Source organism: Pectobacterium carotovorum (assembly GCF_900129615.1).
Taxonomy (GTDB): domain Bacteria; phylum Pseudomonadota; class Gammaproteobacteria; order Enterobacterales; family Enterobacteriaceae; genus Pectobacterium; species Pectobacterium carotovorum.
Window position 1 is genome coordinate 321,922 of record NZ_FQWI01000005.1, and the last position, 13,990, is coordinate 335,911.

12 protein-coding genes are annotated in these 13,990 nt (G+C 45.1%); 9 read left to right on the top strand and 3 right to left on the bottom strand.

All coding sequences use genetic code 11. The features are described from left to right. Positions 1 to 156 precede the first annotated feature (156 nt). Positions 157 to 375 carry a KTSC domain-containing protein gene (locus tag BUB06_RS12810; RefSeq protein WP_010297369.1) on the bottom strand — a complete coding sequence of 73 codons (219 nt, stop codon included), beginning with the start codon at positions 373 to 375 and terminating at the stop codon, positions 157 to 159. A gap of 275 nt (positions 376 to 650) precedes the next feature. Then, entirely contained in the window at positions 651 to 2,063 is a 1,413-nt protein-coding gene (locus BUB06_RS12815) for a diguanylate cyclase (RefSeq protein WP_039471432.1), read from the bottom strand. A 210-nt stretch (positions 2,064 to 2,273) separates the two neighbouring features. On the opposite strand from BUB06_RS12815, the gene dsrB reads away from it, so the two are divergent. Beyond that, the gene (dsrB, locus tag BUB06_RS12820; protein WP_010297377.1) at positions 2,274 to 2,477 is read left to right on the top strand and encodes a protein DsrB; all 204 of its coding nucleotides are present in this window, start codon (positions 2,274 to 2,276) and stop codon (positions 2,475 to 2,477) included. Between the two features lie 67 nt (positions 2,478 to 2,544). Here dsrB and BUB06_RS12825 read toward each other — a convergent pair whose 3' ends face one another. Further along, complete coding sequence (locus tag BUB06_RS12825) at positions 2,545 to 4,254, bottom strand: methyl-accepting chemotaxis protein (RefSeq protein WP_039471433.1); 1,710 nt, start codon at positions 4,252 to 4,254, stop codon at positions 2,545 to 2,547. Positions 4,255 to 4,563: 309 nt separating this feature from the next. Here BUB06_RS12825 and BUB06_RS12830 point away from each other — a divergent pair, with 309 nt between their 5' ends. The 8 genes from BUB06_RS12830 to BUB06_RS12865 all read left to right on the top strand — a co-directional run bounded on the left by BUB06_RS12830 (position 4,564) and on the right by BUB06_RS12865 (position 13,716). Further along, a complete protein-coding gene (locus tag BUB06_RS12830; protein WP_039471435.1) occupies positions 4,564 to 5,496 on the top strand; it encodes a DMT family transporter in 933 nt (310 codons plus the stop codon). A gap of 820 nt (positions 5,497 to 6,316) precedes the next feature. Next, complete coding sequence (gene flhD, locus BUB06_RS12835) at positions 6,317 to 6,667, top strand: flagellar transcriptional regulator FlhD (protein WP_010297386.1); 351 nt, start codon at positions 6,317 to 6,319, stop codon at positions 6,665 to 6,667. Between the two features lie 3 nt (positions 6,668 to 6,670). Beyond that, a complete protein-coding gene (flhC, locus tag BUB06_RS12840; RefSeq protein ID WP_005970730.1) occupies positions 6,671 to 7,249 on the top strand; it encodes a flagellar transcriptional regulator FlhC in 579 nt (192 codons plus the stop codon). A 134-nt stretch (positions 7,250 to 7,383) separates the two neighbouring features. Beyond that, positions 7,384 to 8,271 carry a flagellar motor stator protein MotA gene (gene motA / locus BUB06_RS12845; RefSeq protein WP_014915923.1) on the top strand — a complete coding sequence of 296 codons (888 nt, stop codon included), beginning with the start codon at positions 7,384 to 7,386 and terminating at the stop codon, positions 8,269 to 8,271. Then, entirely contained in the window at positions 8,268 to 9,323 is a 1,056-nt protein-coding gene (gene motB / locus BUB06_RS12850; protein ID WP_039471437.1) for a flagellar motor protein MotB, read from the top strand. Before motA ends, motB begins: the two co-directional genes overlap by 4 nt. Before the next feature lie 39 nt (positions 9,324 to 9,362). After that, on the top strand, positions 9,363 to 11,366 hold the full coding sequence (gene cheA / locus BUB06_RS12855; protein ID WP_175552161.1) for a chemotaxis protein CheA: 2,004 nt from the start codon (positions 9,363 to 9,365) through the stop codon (positions 11,364 to 11,366). Positions 11,367 to 11,397: 31 nt separating this feature from the next. After that, complete coding sequence (gene cheW / locus BUB06_RS12860; RefSeq protein ID WP_014915920.1) at positions 11,398 to 11,895, top strand: chemotaxis protein CheW; 498 nt, start codon at positions 11,398 to 11,400, stop codon at positions 11,893 to 11,895. Positions 11,896 to 12,030: 135 nt separating this feature from the next. Beyond that, entirely contained in the window at positions 12,031 to 13,716 is a 1,686-nt protein-coding gene (locus BUB06_RS12865) for a methyl-accepting chemotaxis protein (RefSeq protein WP_039471441.1), read from the top strand. Positions 13,717 to 13,990: the final 274 nt, after the last annotated feature.

Below are 13,990 nucleotides of genomic sequence, written 5' to 3' on the forward strand. Positions count from 1 at the left end.
CATGACGCCATTTATATTTAATTCATATGATTAGTTGCGATTTTGGAAGGCAGGGCTGGTGGATGAAATGGCAAATTGATGCGGTGTAAAGCCACTCTTTTACTCGCCGTTAAGAGACGGCGAAGAGTAGCGAAACGGCTGCCGCTAGATTTTTACCTACTTGTTTTTTCGGCATAGGAATTTGTCTTTTATCACGCCATCAAAGAAACGGCCCTTAGAGACGACAGCGTCAGAAATAAACTTTTTATAGATAGATTCAGGCACACCGACATACTGATAGATATCTTTGTTATGAAATGCTATCTCAAGCGTGTGCGTCTTTGGGTCATACCCAATTGAATCAATTCGTGACGATGAAACCTGCTGTCGCTGCAATGCTCGTTCCTCCCCAGGATAAAATAAGATCAAAGTATAAAAGATTTACTGCATGACGCATTGTTGACGATCATGCTTATTTATTGAATATGTATCAAATTTCTAGCGGGTTGGTTAGTAAAATCGTTGGTTTATCGTTTTCATGCTGTGAATTTGTTCAATGGAGGGAAATTCATCTGTTTGGTAAGGAATATGGTGTAAACCTGCGATGATGAATAGGGCGCTATTCTTTTCAGATGTGAACTGAAACGCAGGTTTGCAATAAGATAGAATAGTTATTCCGGCGCGTATTCGATCCTGTTTCTGCCGTTGGCTTTGGCCTGATAGAGTGCATCGTCCGCTGCCTTTATCAGACATTCATAATCTGGATGACCGCTATAGACGGCGATGCCTGCGCTTATGGTCATTGTCACGCTTTCACCGTTTTGAAGATGAATCGGGTGATCCTGGATTTTCTTTCTCAGTCGCTCGATGATGGTGTGGGCGGCGACTTTAGGCGTTTCAATAAGCACGATCATGAATTCTTCGCCGCCGTAACGGAAAACATAGTCGCTGTTTCGTGTGCTCTCATACAGAATTTCCGCAACCCTTTTCAGGATGTTATCGCCAGCGGCATGACCATATGTATCATTCACGGTTTTAAAATGGTCAATATCAATCATGGCGATGCTGAGCGAGGTGTTTGAGTGCATTGCCAGCGATATTTCATGTCTAAGAATGGTTGGCAGGAAGCGACGGTTTAACAGAAGGGTCAACGTATCCTTGCCGCTTTCCAGTTTTTGGACTTCGTCAAATAGCGATCCCAGCAGCATGTTTATTTTATAAATTTTACTTCTGACCGTTTTAAGTAACGGGGCGTAATCCTGCTGTGTCAGTAGTGCGGTAGTGCTATGGCTGCGAATGTAGTCATCCGTTTCCGTCATGATTGAGACGATAGTGCGTATACCCTGAATATTACTGAAACTGGATTTCCCCTTATGGTTAAACCACAGGCCAAACTCCGAATCACTCAGGTCCTGGATGCTGGAAAGCGGCGTACCGGTGGCAACACTAAAAATAAAGGCATTTTCCCAATTCAGCAGCGAGGCATTCTGACGCTCTCTCTCCATGCTGGCATTTTCCAGAATAGAAAATAGCCGATAGGATTCTTCATTTTTAGCAGCCAGATCGTGCGACTGTGAATAGGTCTTGCTCATTACCTCTATGGCGATATCCATAGAGATAGAGGCAAAACGCATAGCATCAAAGCATAGTGTTTTATCCTCTGCCACCTGTGCGATGTCTTCATAAAGGTGCCATTTTAAACGCCGAGCGCCGCGCTCAACCAGATCGACGGGAATACCAATACGCGCATGAATCTGACCAATTTTCTTTTGATGGTTAATCAGGTCAGCCAGACGATCTCCGGTATTCGTTAAGATGTCTGCAATCCATTTGCTCATCGATCCATGGAGTCGATCGTGGACTTGCTGACTGGAAAGAAACAGTGAGGCTTCTTGATCTTTGAGCATGTAGGAGTAGAACGCGTCAGCAAAGTCGGAGGCTTTCTGATCGGCGAGGGTTCGCAGTAGATTAAAAGATTTTTGTGAGGTTGTGGCTATCAGTTTTGTCCATTCTGATGTTATGACTTGATTGTAGTCTGACTCACCGTTATCTCTCTGTTCATTAACGTTCAATAGTTCGTTCAACTTTTAATCTCTTTTGCGAATATGTCGGATGTACTAGGATAGAAACGATCAATTTTTTGCCTGAATAATCGATATTGAATGACAGAGAGGGTCAACATGGCGTTGTTAAAAACAAATAAAATTAATCATTTCATATAGGTACTATTCCTACCGTAGTTGTAAATGATAATGCTGTTTTTTTGATGTTAGAAGCTATTTTGAGATAAATTTATGAAAGTTAATGATCTGGTTACGGTTAAAACTGATGGAAAGACGCGCCGAGAAGGGACGATTCTGGCTGTAGATACGTTTCAGGAAGGGATTATGTATTTAGTTGCATTAAAAGATTACCCAGCTGGCATCTGGTTTTTCAATGAGGTTGATAGCAAAGACGGTACGTTTGTTGAACCAAAGATATTGCCAGAAAAAGAGTAAATGGATGATGCCAATATGCGAGCATTGTCCGAGTGAACAATGCTCGCAGTGACGTTGGTATCCAGTATTAGAACGTTTCCCAGTTACCGTTTTCCGTATTGGCCTGACGGGGAAGGGCGAGCGATGAACGTCCCTTGGCGGCCAGAGCGTTCGGCCGGGTAGGGGCTGACAAATGGCTGGATAACTTAAATGTCGCAACGGCGCGAGTAAGCAATGCTGCTTGCTCTTCCAACGATGCCGCGGCAGCACTGGCTTCCTGAACAAGCGAAGCATTCTGCTGTGTCACGCTGTCCATTTCAGATATCGCCTGGCCGACCTGAGTAATTCCTCGGCTTTGCTCGTCAGACGCAGAAGCGATTTCACCCATGATGTCGGTGACGTTGGTAACGGCATCGACGATTTCTTTCATGGTTTGACCCGCGTTATCAACCAGAACAGAACCACTGTTGACCAGATTCACCGATTCGGAAATCAGCGTTTCTATCTCTTTTGCGGCTTGTGCACTGCGCTGTGCGAGGCTGCGAACTTCACTTGCTACGACGGCAAAACCGCGACCTTGTTCCCCCGCTCTAGCTGCTTCAACCGCCGCATTGAGTGCGAGAATATTCGTTTGGAAAGCAATGCTGTTAATAACGCTGGTAATTTCAGATATTTTCTTGGAGCTACCTGAAATACTGTTCATTGTGTTCACAACGTTTGCAACGATCTCACCGCCTTGCTTGGCCTTTCCTGAGGCATTTGCCGCGAGCTGGCTAGCGTGGTGCGCATTTTCTGAGTTTTGCTTCACCGTCGCGGTTAATTGCTCCATGCTTGCCGCGGTCTGTTCAAGCGCAGCGGCTTGTTGTTCGGTTCGCGAGGAAAGGTCTGTGTTACCGGATGAAATCTCCGTAGAACCTTGATAAATAGAGTCTGCGCTTTCCCGAACGGTAGTGACAGTAGTGACCAGAGAAGACTGCATCTGTTGAACGTTACTGGCGAGTGTGCCAATTTCATTCCTGCCATAACGGTCCGATATTTGAGTCAAATCGCCCTGCGCAATACGCTGAATTCTCAGGACCAATTGATTTATTGGTTTGATGAGGATTCCGCGCAGCAGGAAGAAAGTCAGAAGCGTTAAAATGGTGGCCAGTGCAAAACTGCCGCCCATCAATGAATATCCAAGCAGTGCATTTTTATGCGCTGTTTCGTTTAAGTCTTTCGCTCTTTGCGTGCGGTAAGCGACAGCCTCTAGCAAAAATTTGTTATAGGCCAAATCTAAAACCCGGGTTTCTTCGGATTCGAGAGTGATAACCTCTTCAAACAGGCCTTGTTTTGCAGCGGTGAGCATCAGCATAAGACCTTGATTGACGTACGCGTCATAGGACTTACGCAGATCGCCATCCAACGCCATATCCTGAGGTGTTTTAACCGGACGTTGTTCATAGACAAGGAAGGCTTTTTTCGACTGTTCCAGACGCTGCTCAGCCTGTTTCAGGTTGTCATTGAAGACCTGCGAATCACCAATACGAGCAGCAGCAGCGGCCTGAATCAGCAGCAGACGTGCAGTGCGAAGGTGATTGGAACTGTTTGAGATCCCCATTCGGGTATCGATTTCTTGTGTGACGTCGTCTAATGACTGATTGCTGCTTTGTAGAAAATAGCTGGATGTGCCGATAGATGCTGCAAATAACAGCATGATACCACCCAGAATAATGATGAATAAGGGAACTAGCCGTAAATTGCTCAGCATGCCGGCCTCGGCGTGCTGCTCAGACCTTGACGTTATTTTCATATCCATTCGCTCATTCTCAGGAATTTATGATTTACCATGCCACTCGCTGCGGCATTGGCGTTTAGGTTTTAGTGTCTACATTAATGACAATTCATTAGCTAAACAACCAATGTAAAAGATAATCGGCATATATTGAGAAACCTTAATCAAATTCGATGCGATCCCGATCACGTTTTTAACTCTTTAAAAAGAAAAGAGAAATACGTGATGCGAAATCATACAGATTGATAATAAAAAATAAAGAGTCTAACCCCTAACTTTATTTGTTTGAGGTTCAACGCTATTATAGCGAATCTATCTTCGGAGGAATTTTTCTTGGAAAAGCGCACGCATTTTTTTTCTGATAAAAAAGTTGTTTTTTTTATCGCCACATTATGCTGTTTGCTCTGGGGAAGTGCTTATCCGGCAATTAAAAATGGCTATGAGCTGTTTCACATTGCAGATAATGATATTCCTGGAAAACTCGTTTTTGCAGGCTACCGGTTCGCGTTCGCTGGGCTGTTGCTTTTGGTACTTGCTGTGTTAAGCGGACGCTCCATCGGGCGATTTCAGCGTGGGCAGTTAGTTCAGTTGACCACACTGGGAATATTCCAGACATCGTTGCAATATGTTTTTTTCTACATCGGTCTGGCTTATACCACTGGCGTTAAAGGTTCGATCATGAATGCAACCAGTACTTTTTTCAGCGTACTGCTTGCTCATTATTTATACCAAAATGATAAATTAAATATCAACAAGCTAATTGGTTGTATATTAGGTTTTGTCGGTGTGATGGTTGTTAATATCAATAGCAACGGAATGAATATTGGTTTTACGCTGTTAGGTGATGGGTTCGTTGTAATTGCCGCATTTATTTTGTCTGCATCGACTATATATGGTAAGCGGATATCACAAACGATGGATCCAACCGTTATGACCGGTTACCAACTGGCTATTGGTGGGATCATTTTAACGATATCAGGGTACTGTACTGGCGGGACACTCATCATACCTGATTGGAAAGCTGTACTGATGCTAGGCTACCTTATTTTGCTTTCTTCAGTCGCGTTTTCACTATGGAGCCAATTGCTGAAATATAATCGGGTGGGTATGATCGCACCATTTAATTTTCTTATCCCGGTCTCTGGTACGCTGTTGTCAGCAGTGTTTCTTAATGAAAGCATTCTGGAGTGGAAATATTTCTTTGCACTTGTTCTGGTATGTTCAGGTATTTGGCTGGTTAACCGCATTGTTAAAAGCGATCGATAACTGCCTTTGTGATCCAACTCACCTATCCCCCCTGAAGGTAGTGCCTGCAGCGTGATGCTTGAGATCGTTGAAGTCGCGAGTAGCGTCATGCTGCAGTGCCTGTATTGAATTCCAGACAATCACTAATTTCTTTAATATCAATACAGTAATGTTTAACCACTTTTTACGGCGAGAGCGGTATGTTTTGTTGTCGTTGCGACTGTGTCCTAGCAAAGGATAGATAAATGTTGCTTCATAACATGCGGTTAAGAGTTTTTTGGGTAAAAAGTGTAAGTTTTTCGTGAAAGGTATAAACTTACATAACGGAGCGTGTTATGGCTATGAGGGATTTTTTGTATATCTATCATTTATATAGCAAGCAAATCGTTTCTTTTTTATTATTTTCAATGCTCTTTTTTGTAACGTTTAGTGTGCGATTTTGGCGGAAAAATAGGCATAAAAGTGATCTGACCAGACAGGGTTTAGCGCATAATGCTTTCATTTGTGTGATCTGTGTCACATAATGGCCAAAATCATTCTTCCGTCGCGTTGTATGTGCTATGGATTAGGCGGTACAGTTGCGCTGTTTTAGGATTAATCCTATGCTTTGGTTGAGGCGAGTCTTCAGGGTGGAACTAAAAAGCAACGGATGAACGGATTCTCAGCGTGATGCGCAAAGTTGGCAAGTAACGATTGCCCGAATAAGAAATGATAAAGTAGTAACTCGCAGTATCTGGCACCGATAGTTTTTTATGCCATCAATGGAGAGTGATTTTCGAACTGGGCGATATGGTCTATCACCTAACTTATGTTTTAAACATAGCCTGTCGGGATGGGAAATATGGGTACCTCTGAATTACTCAAACACATTTATGACATTAATCTGTCTTATTTGTTACTGGCGCAACGCTTAATTAATGATGAAAAAGCTTCTGCGATGTTTCGTCTTGGAATCAATGAAGAGATGGCAGATATCCTGATGCAATTGACTTTACCGCAGATGGTGAAACTGGCAGAAACTAACCAACTGATATGCCATTTTCGTTTTAACGATCACAATACAATCAAAGTCTTGACTCAGGAATCACGTGTGGATGATTTACAACAAATTCATACGGGGATTTTGTTGTCGAGTAACTTATTACAACAGTTAACTTCGAAAGAAGAAAACCTGCCTAAGAAAAGGGCATAAGTAATGGCGGAGAAAAGTATTGTTCAGGAGGCGAAAGACATCCAATTGGCGATGGAGCTCATTTCGCTCGGTGCTCGTTTACAGATGCTTGAAAGTGAAACTCAGTTAAGTCGCGGACGTTTGATTAAACTGTACAAAGAACTTAGAGGAAGTCCGCCGCCCAAGGGAATGCTACCTTTTTCAACGGATTGGTTTATGACCTGGGAACAGAATATTCATTCATCAATGTTCTACAACGCTTACAGTTTTTTAATCAAGAATGGGCAGTGCAGCGGTGTTGAAGCGGTTATTAAATCTTATCGACTTTACCTGGAACAGTGTGCGCCGCAGAGCGATTCTCCACTGTTGGCATTGACGCGAGCTTGGACATTAGTCCGTTTTGTTGACAGCGGTATGCTGCAACTATCGTCATGTAATTGCTGTAAAGGGATGTTCATTACCCACGCTCATCAACCTAAAAACAGTTTTGTTTGTAGTTTGTGCCAACCCCCTTCCAGAGCGGTAAAAAGGCGTAAACTTTCGCAAAATCTTGCCGATATAATACCTCAACTGCTGGATGAACAGGTAAAACACGCAGTCTGAGCCTGTAGCGATTTGTGAATCTATCACTGTTGGTTGTGAAGGCGGTGATAGATTTCTTCCTCTAGAACGTCCTGGCTACGGCTCCGCAGTTTTACCTCTCTTTCCGCCCACCTTTTTTATTATAAGGATTTCTTGTGCTGGTTATATTGGGTTATATCGTAATTGTGGCCTCGATACTCGGCGGTTATCTCATGGTCGGTGGGGCCTTGGGTGCGCTTTATCAACCTTCGGAGCTGCTGATCATCGGTGGTGCGGCGGTAGGTGCTTTCATCGTTGGTAACAATGGAAAGGCGATAAAAGCAACGCTACGTGCACTACCTCTTTTGGTCAAAAGTTCCAAGTACAATAAAGCACTGTATATGGATCTCATGGCCTTACTCTTCCGAGTAATGGCCAAATCCCGCCAGCAAGGCATGCTTTCCCTGGAATTTGATATTGATAATCCTCGTGAAAGTGAAATCTTCTCGAGCTATCCAAATATTCTTGCTGACAACACTGTTGTTGAGTTTATTACCGATTATTTGCGTTTGATGGTCAGCGGTAACATGAATGCGTTTGAGATTGAAACGCTGATGGATGAAGAGATCGAGACTATTGAACATGAAAGTGAAGTGCCGGCGTCTAGCTTGACGATGATGGGTGACGGTCTTCCTGCATTTGGTATCGTTGCTGCCGTTATGGGGGTTGTTCACTCACTGGCCTATGTTGACCGGCCAGCAGCTGAGTTGGGGATGATGATCGCTCACGCCATGGTGGGGACCTTCCTGGGGATTCTACTTGCTTACGGCTTTGTCTCCCCATTAGCCGCGTTGCTGCGTCAAAAAAATGCAGAAAAAATCAAAGTATTGCAGTGCATTAAAGTCACTTTACTGTCGAGCCTTAATGGCTACGCTCCGCAAATTGCCGTTGAATTTGGTCGTAAAACGCTGTACTCAACGGAGCGTCCTTCCTTTACCGAATTGGAAGAACACATTCGTCGTGTGAAATCGCCGACTCAGCAAGCGTCGGACAGTAACGCATGAAACATCAGCATCCCATTATTCGCAAAAAGCGTAAGTCTGGACATGGGGGCCACCATGGTGGCTCCTGGAAGATTGCCTACGCTGACTTCATGACAGCAATGATGGCATTGTTTCTTGTAATGTGGCTTATCGCAATTTCTACGCCAATGCAGCTAGCCCAAATCGCAGAGTACTTTCGTACTCCATTAAAGGTTGCGTTAACTTCAGGCTCTAAATCAAGCGACAGTTCCAGCCCGATTCCGGGTGGCGGGAATGACCCCACTCAGCAAGATGGTGAAGTGAAAAAGGCCATCAAGACAGATAATGTAGAAAAGAAGCTGGATGAGGTTCGACTCAATAGATTGCGTGAACGTCTGGATCAGTTAATTGAAGCCGATCCTCGTTTACGTGCGCTTCGTCCACATCTGTTAATTGAAATGATTGATGAAGGGTTACGCATCCAAATCATCGATAGTCAAAATCGCCCCATGTTTAAAACCGGGAGCGCGCAGGTTGAGCCCTATATGCGGGATATCCTGCGTGCGATAGCCCCTATCCTGAACGATTTCCCTAATAAGCTGAGTATCTCAGGCCATACCGACGATGTTCAGTATACGACAGGGGAACGTGGTTATAGTAACTGGGAATTATCTGCAGATCGTGCCAATGCATCACGTCGAGAGCTTATTTTTGGGGGCTTGTCTGATGGAAAAGTTTTGCGCGTTGTGGGCATGGCTGCGACAATGAGCCTCAAACAGGCGGCAGGTGGAAGTGATGCGATTAACCGACGTATCAGTTTACTGGTATTGAGCAGACAAGCTCAAAAGGATATTGAAGAAGAAAATGCAGAAAGCTCTGCTGTAAATATAGACAAGGTGGAAAATTTACAAAATATGGAGTTGGATAAGCCTAAACCTACCACTCCGGCTGCCGAAAATAGTGATAACAACAATACGAGTGGAAGTGGTGGGGCATCGCCACAACCAACTAATGGAGTTCCTGCTCCAGAGCGTCAGCAGCCAACCACTGCGTTGCCTGCTGCGCCCGATAGCCAGGCGACGCCTTCTCAATAAGCCGCGATTCACAGCAGAGGTGACCACGTGAGCATGGACATGAGTGCTTTCTATCAAACGTTCTTTGATGAAGCAGATGAATTACTGGCCGATATGGAACAACACTTATTGTTGTTAGATCCGTCAGAACCCGACACCGAGCAATTGAATGCGATTTTCCGTGCAGCCCACTCCATAAAAGGAGGCGCTGGCACATTCGGTTTTAAAGTATTGCAGGAAACTACGCACCTGTTAGAAAACTTACTCGATGGGGCAAGACGTGGCGAAATGCGTCTTAGCACTGATATCATCAACCTGTTTCTGGAAACAAAAGACATTATGCAGGATCAGTTGGACGCTTATAAAACCGCACAGGAACCCAATGCTGAAAGCTTTGAGTATATCTGTCAGGCCTTGCGCCAGCTCGCTCTGGAGTCTAAAGCCGATGGTGATGCAGCACAGCCTGATGCGTCGGTTGCAACACAGCACTCTGCTAGCCCTGCATCTAACGGTGTAGGTAAAGGTGAAATGCGTATCGCATTAACTGGCCTGAAGTCTCAGGAAATACCTCAGATGCTGGAAGAGCTTGGCAATCTGGGGACGGTTAAAGATCCTCACCAGACTGACACTAGCGTAGAAGTGACATTGGTCACGTCTGAAAGCGAAGACGATATTAGCGCGGTACTGTGTTTTGTACTTGAACCTGAGCAAATCAGCTTCAAATCTGCTGTGGCCAGCCAACCTGTCGTCGCTGAAGCCGTAGAGACATTGGCTGTAGTTGAAGCACCAGTCGCTGTCGCTCCAGTGGCCCCGTCTGCGCCAGTTGCTGCAAAACCACAAGCTGCACCGGAAAATGGAAAAAATAAAGCAAAAACCGGTGATACCAGTATTCGTGTAGCGGTTGAGAAGGTTGACCAGCTTATCAACCTCGTTGGTGAGTTAGTGATTACGCAGTCCATGCTGGCACAGCGCTCAAGCGAGCTCGATCCTGTGGCACACGGCGATCTGCTTAACAGTATGGGACAGTTGGAACGTAACGCCCGCGATCTGCAAGAATCGGTTATGTCCATCCGTATGATGCCGATGGAATATGTATTTAGTCGTTTCCCTCGATTGGTTCGTGACCTGGCTGCGAAATTGGATAAGCAGGTTGAACTAACGCTGATGGGGAGTTCGACTGAGCTGGATAAGAGCTTGATTGAACGTATTATCGATCCTCTGACGCACCTGGTGCGTAACAGCCTCGATCACGGTATCGAATCTCCAGATAAACGCGTAGCTGCAGGTAAGTCTGCGGTGGGTAACCTGACGCTTTCTGCAGAACATCAGGGCGGTAACATCTGTATTGAGGTTATCGACGATGGGGCAGGGCTCAATCGCGAAAGAATTCTGGCTAAAGCCTTGTCTCAAGGTTTGGCTGTGAATGATTCGATGTCTGATGAAGAAGTGGGCATGTTGATCTTTGCTCCAGGCTTTTCAACCGCTGAGAAAGTCACAGACGTTTCTGGCCGTGGTGTCGGCATGGATGTGGTGAAGCGAAATATTCAGGAAATGGGTGGTCATGTCGAAATCCACTTCCAGGCTGGAAAAGGCACGACGATCAGAATCCTGCTGCCATTAACGCTTGCGATTCTTGATGGCATGTCCGTTAAAGTTAACAAAGAAGTCTTTATTCTACCGCTTAACGCCGTGATGGAATCCTTGCAGCCGCAGTCGGAAGATCTGTATCCGTTAGCTGGTGGAGAAAGGGTATTGCAGGTTCGTGGTGAATATTTACCTCTCGTTGAACTGTTCCATATCTTTGATGTGGATGGCGCTAAGACGGATGCGACTCAGGGTATTGTCGTTATTCTGCAAAGTGCGGGTCGACGTTACGCCTTGCTGGTCGATCAGCTTATTGGGCAGCATCAGGTCGTCGTCAAAAACCTGGAAAGTAATTATCGCAAGGTGCCAGGCGTTTCAGCCGCTACTATCCTTGGTGATGGCAGCGTTGCGCTGATTGTGGATGTTTCAGCGTTACAAGCGCTTAATCGTGAAAAGCGTGCGGTTGAAACTGCTGCTTAATAAAACAGATCGTTAATAAAGGGTGGAAAACATGACTGGACTTGCAAGCGTCACGAAATTAACTGGCGAAACAGTAGGACAGGAATTCCTGATTTTTACGCTGGGTGACGAAGAGTACGGCGTTGATATTTTAAAAGTACAAGAAATTCGCGGTTATGACCAGGTAACGCGTATTGCCAACACACCTTCCTTCATTAAAGGTGTCACTAATTTACGCGGTGTCATTGTACCGATTGTTGACTTGCGCATTAAATTCGCCAAGCAGGATGTTGAATACGATGACAACACGGTTGTTATTGTTCTCAACCTTGGCCAGCGTGTTGTCGGGATTGTTGTAGATGGCGTGTCTGATGTGTTGTCATTGACCACAGACCAAATTCGTCCCGCGCCGGAGTTTGCTGTAACGCTGTCAACAGAGTACCTGACTGGTTTAGGCTCTCTGGGCGAGAGAATGCTGATTTTGGTTGATATCGAAAAACTGTTGAGCAGCGAAGAAATGGCGCTGGTTGATAGCGTATTGAAAGTCTAATCCATTGGCCTTCAGGGGCTACGAAAGTGGCCCCGAAAACCTTCCTTAGCTGTATTCTTGTCAGTTCAGAAATTCGTAAAGATATCCAGAAAAATGCCGATATCATCGGTGGTTGGTCTACTCAAAAGGCGTTATATGTTTAACCGTATAAAAGTTGTCACAGGTTTGATGCTTGTACTGGTGTTGTTTGGAGCTCTTCAGCTTATTTCTGGTGGTTTATTCTTTAGTGCATTAAAAAATGATAAGGATATCTTCAGCTCAACGCAGGTGATTAACCAGAAGCGTTCCGAACTGGATTCTGCGTGGTCATATTTATTACAGACCCGTAATACACTTAACCGCGCGGGTACGCGTTTTGCTCTTGATGCAAACGGTACGGGAGCCGGTGCGGGCGGGAAAGAGCTTTTGGCTTCGGCTCAAAAACAACTGTCTGTTGCAAACGATTTTTTCTCCCGCTATGAGAAAGTACCGCAGGATGCGCGTCAGGATGAGAGCGTCGCTCGGGGAGTAAAAGAGAATTATGTGGCTCTGAATGCTGCATTAACTGAGTTAATTCAGTTCCTGAATGCAGGGGAATTTAAAAAATTTATTGAGCAACCGACACAGCGTTTTCAGGATAACTTTGAAAAAGCGTATTACGCCTATAAAGCCGAAAGCGATAAACTTTATCAGGCTGGCATAGCTAAAAATGATGAAGCTTACGATTCCGCGCTTTGGATCCTTGGTTTCATTATCGTGCTGGTTTTTGCGTTAGCGCTGATTTCCTGGATTGGTATTCAACAGCTATTAATAAGGCCGCTAAATAATATTGTTGAACACATCCGTCATATTGCGAAAGGCGATCTGACAAAAACGACTCACTTTCACAGTAGCAATGAAATGGGCATTCTGGCTGACAGTATTCGCCATATGCAAAGTGAGTTTGTTTCAACAGTTAGTGCAGTTCGACAAGGTGCTGATGCCATTTATACGGGTGCTACAGAAATTAGCGCGGGTAATAACGATCTCTCGTCGCGTACCGAGCAACAGGCTGCTTCATTAGAAGAAACGGCAGCAAGTATGGAACAGTTGACCGCAACAGTTAAACAGAATGCGGAAAATGCTCGTCAGGCCAGCCAGTTGGCGCTGAGTGCCTCAGAGACGGCGCAGAAGGGTGGCAAGGTCGTCGATAATGTCGTCAAAACCATGCACAATATTGCTGGAAGTTCGCAAAAAATTGCCGATATTACTAGTGTGATTGATGGCATTGCTTTCCAGACCAACATTCTTGCGCTGAATGCAGCGGTTGAAGCAGCCAGAGCAGGGGAACAAGGCCGTGGGTTTGCGGTTGTTGCTGGTGAAGTTCGTAATTTGGCACAGCGTAGTGCTCAGGCTGCGAAAGAAATTAAAAGTTTGATTGAAGATTCTGTCAGCCGAGTCGATGAAGGTTCTGTACTGGTTGAAAGTGCGGGCGAGACGATGGGAGAAATCGTCAGTGCTGTCACTCGTGTAACGGATATTATGGGTGAAATCGCCTCTGCTTCTGATGAACAAAGCAAAGGTATTGATCAGGTCGGCCAAGCTGTAACTGAGATGGATCGGGTTACGCAGCAAAACGCCTCCTTGGTTGAAGAGTCTGCTGCTGCGGCTGTTGCATTGGAAGAACAAGTGAAAGTGCTGAATCAGGCTGTTGCTGTATTCCGTCTCTCTGAAGATGCTGGCTCGTTTAGAAGGACGACACCAGCGACAGCGGGCCAAAAACCTGCATTGTTAGCTTCATCAGCGAATGGCGGTAAAAAAGGGAAAGAAGGTTCATCAAATGATAATTGGGAAACGTTCTGATCAGAATCGTCATATAGGCTATAAGTAACCCAAGCTGTAGGAATACTGAACTCATCCCCAGCCGCTTACATGTAGGTGGCTGGGTGATTGTTAACTCGCCATAATTTAGAAAAATGAACATGCGAGTCATTGATCAGTACACACTTGAGGTTGATGAGTAATACAGCACTTGGTGCTTTGAAGCAGGATAATTCATGATATTGTTCAATCTGTAACTTATGTTATGGATATGATGGGGTGAGGCTGGTTTTGGTATTAAAGCCAAAGAATAAAG

What these genes read in the sequence shown, in the direction of transcription:
- dsrB (WP_010297377.1), top strand. Translation starts at nt 2,274, where the DNA reads ATGAAAGTTAATGATCTGGTTACGGTTAAAACTGATGGAAAGACGCGC.
- BUB06_RS12825 (WP_039471433.1), bottom strand. Translation starts at nt 4,254, where the DNA reads ATGGATATGAAAATAACGTCAAGGTCTGAGCAGCACGCCGAGGCCGGC.
- flhD (WP_010297386.1), top strand. Translation starts at nt 6,317, where the DNA reads ATGGGTACCTCTGAATTACTCAAACACATTTATGACATTAATCTGTCT.
- flhC (WP_005970730.1), top strand. Translation starts at nt 6,671, where the DNA reads ATGGCGGAGAAAAGTATTGTTCAGGAGGCGAAAGACATCCAATTGGCG.
- motB (WP_039471437.1), top strand. Translation starts at nt 8,268, where the DNA reads ATGAAACATCAGCATCCCATTATTCGCAAAAAGCGTAAGTCTGGACAT.
- cheA (WP_175552161.1), top strand. Translation starts at nt 9,363, where the DNA reads ATGAGTGCTTTCTATCAAACGTTCTTTGATGAAGCAGATGAATTACTG.
- cheW (WP_014915920.1), top strand. Translation starts at nt 11,398, where the DNA reads ATGACTGGACTTGCAAGCGTCACGAAATTAACTGGCGAAACAGTAGGA.
- BUB06_RS12865 (WP_039471441.1), top strand. Translation starts at nt 12,031, where the DNA reads ATGTTTAACCGTATAAAAGTTGTCACAGGTTTGATGCTTGTACTGGTG.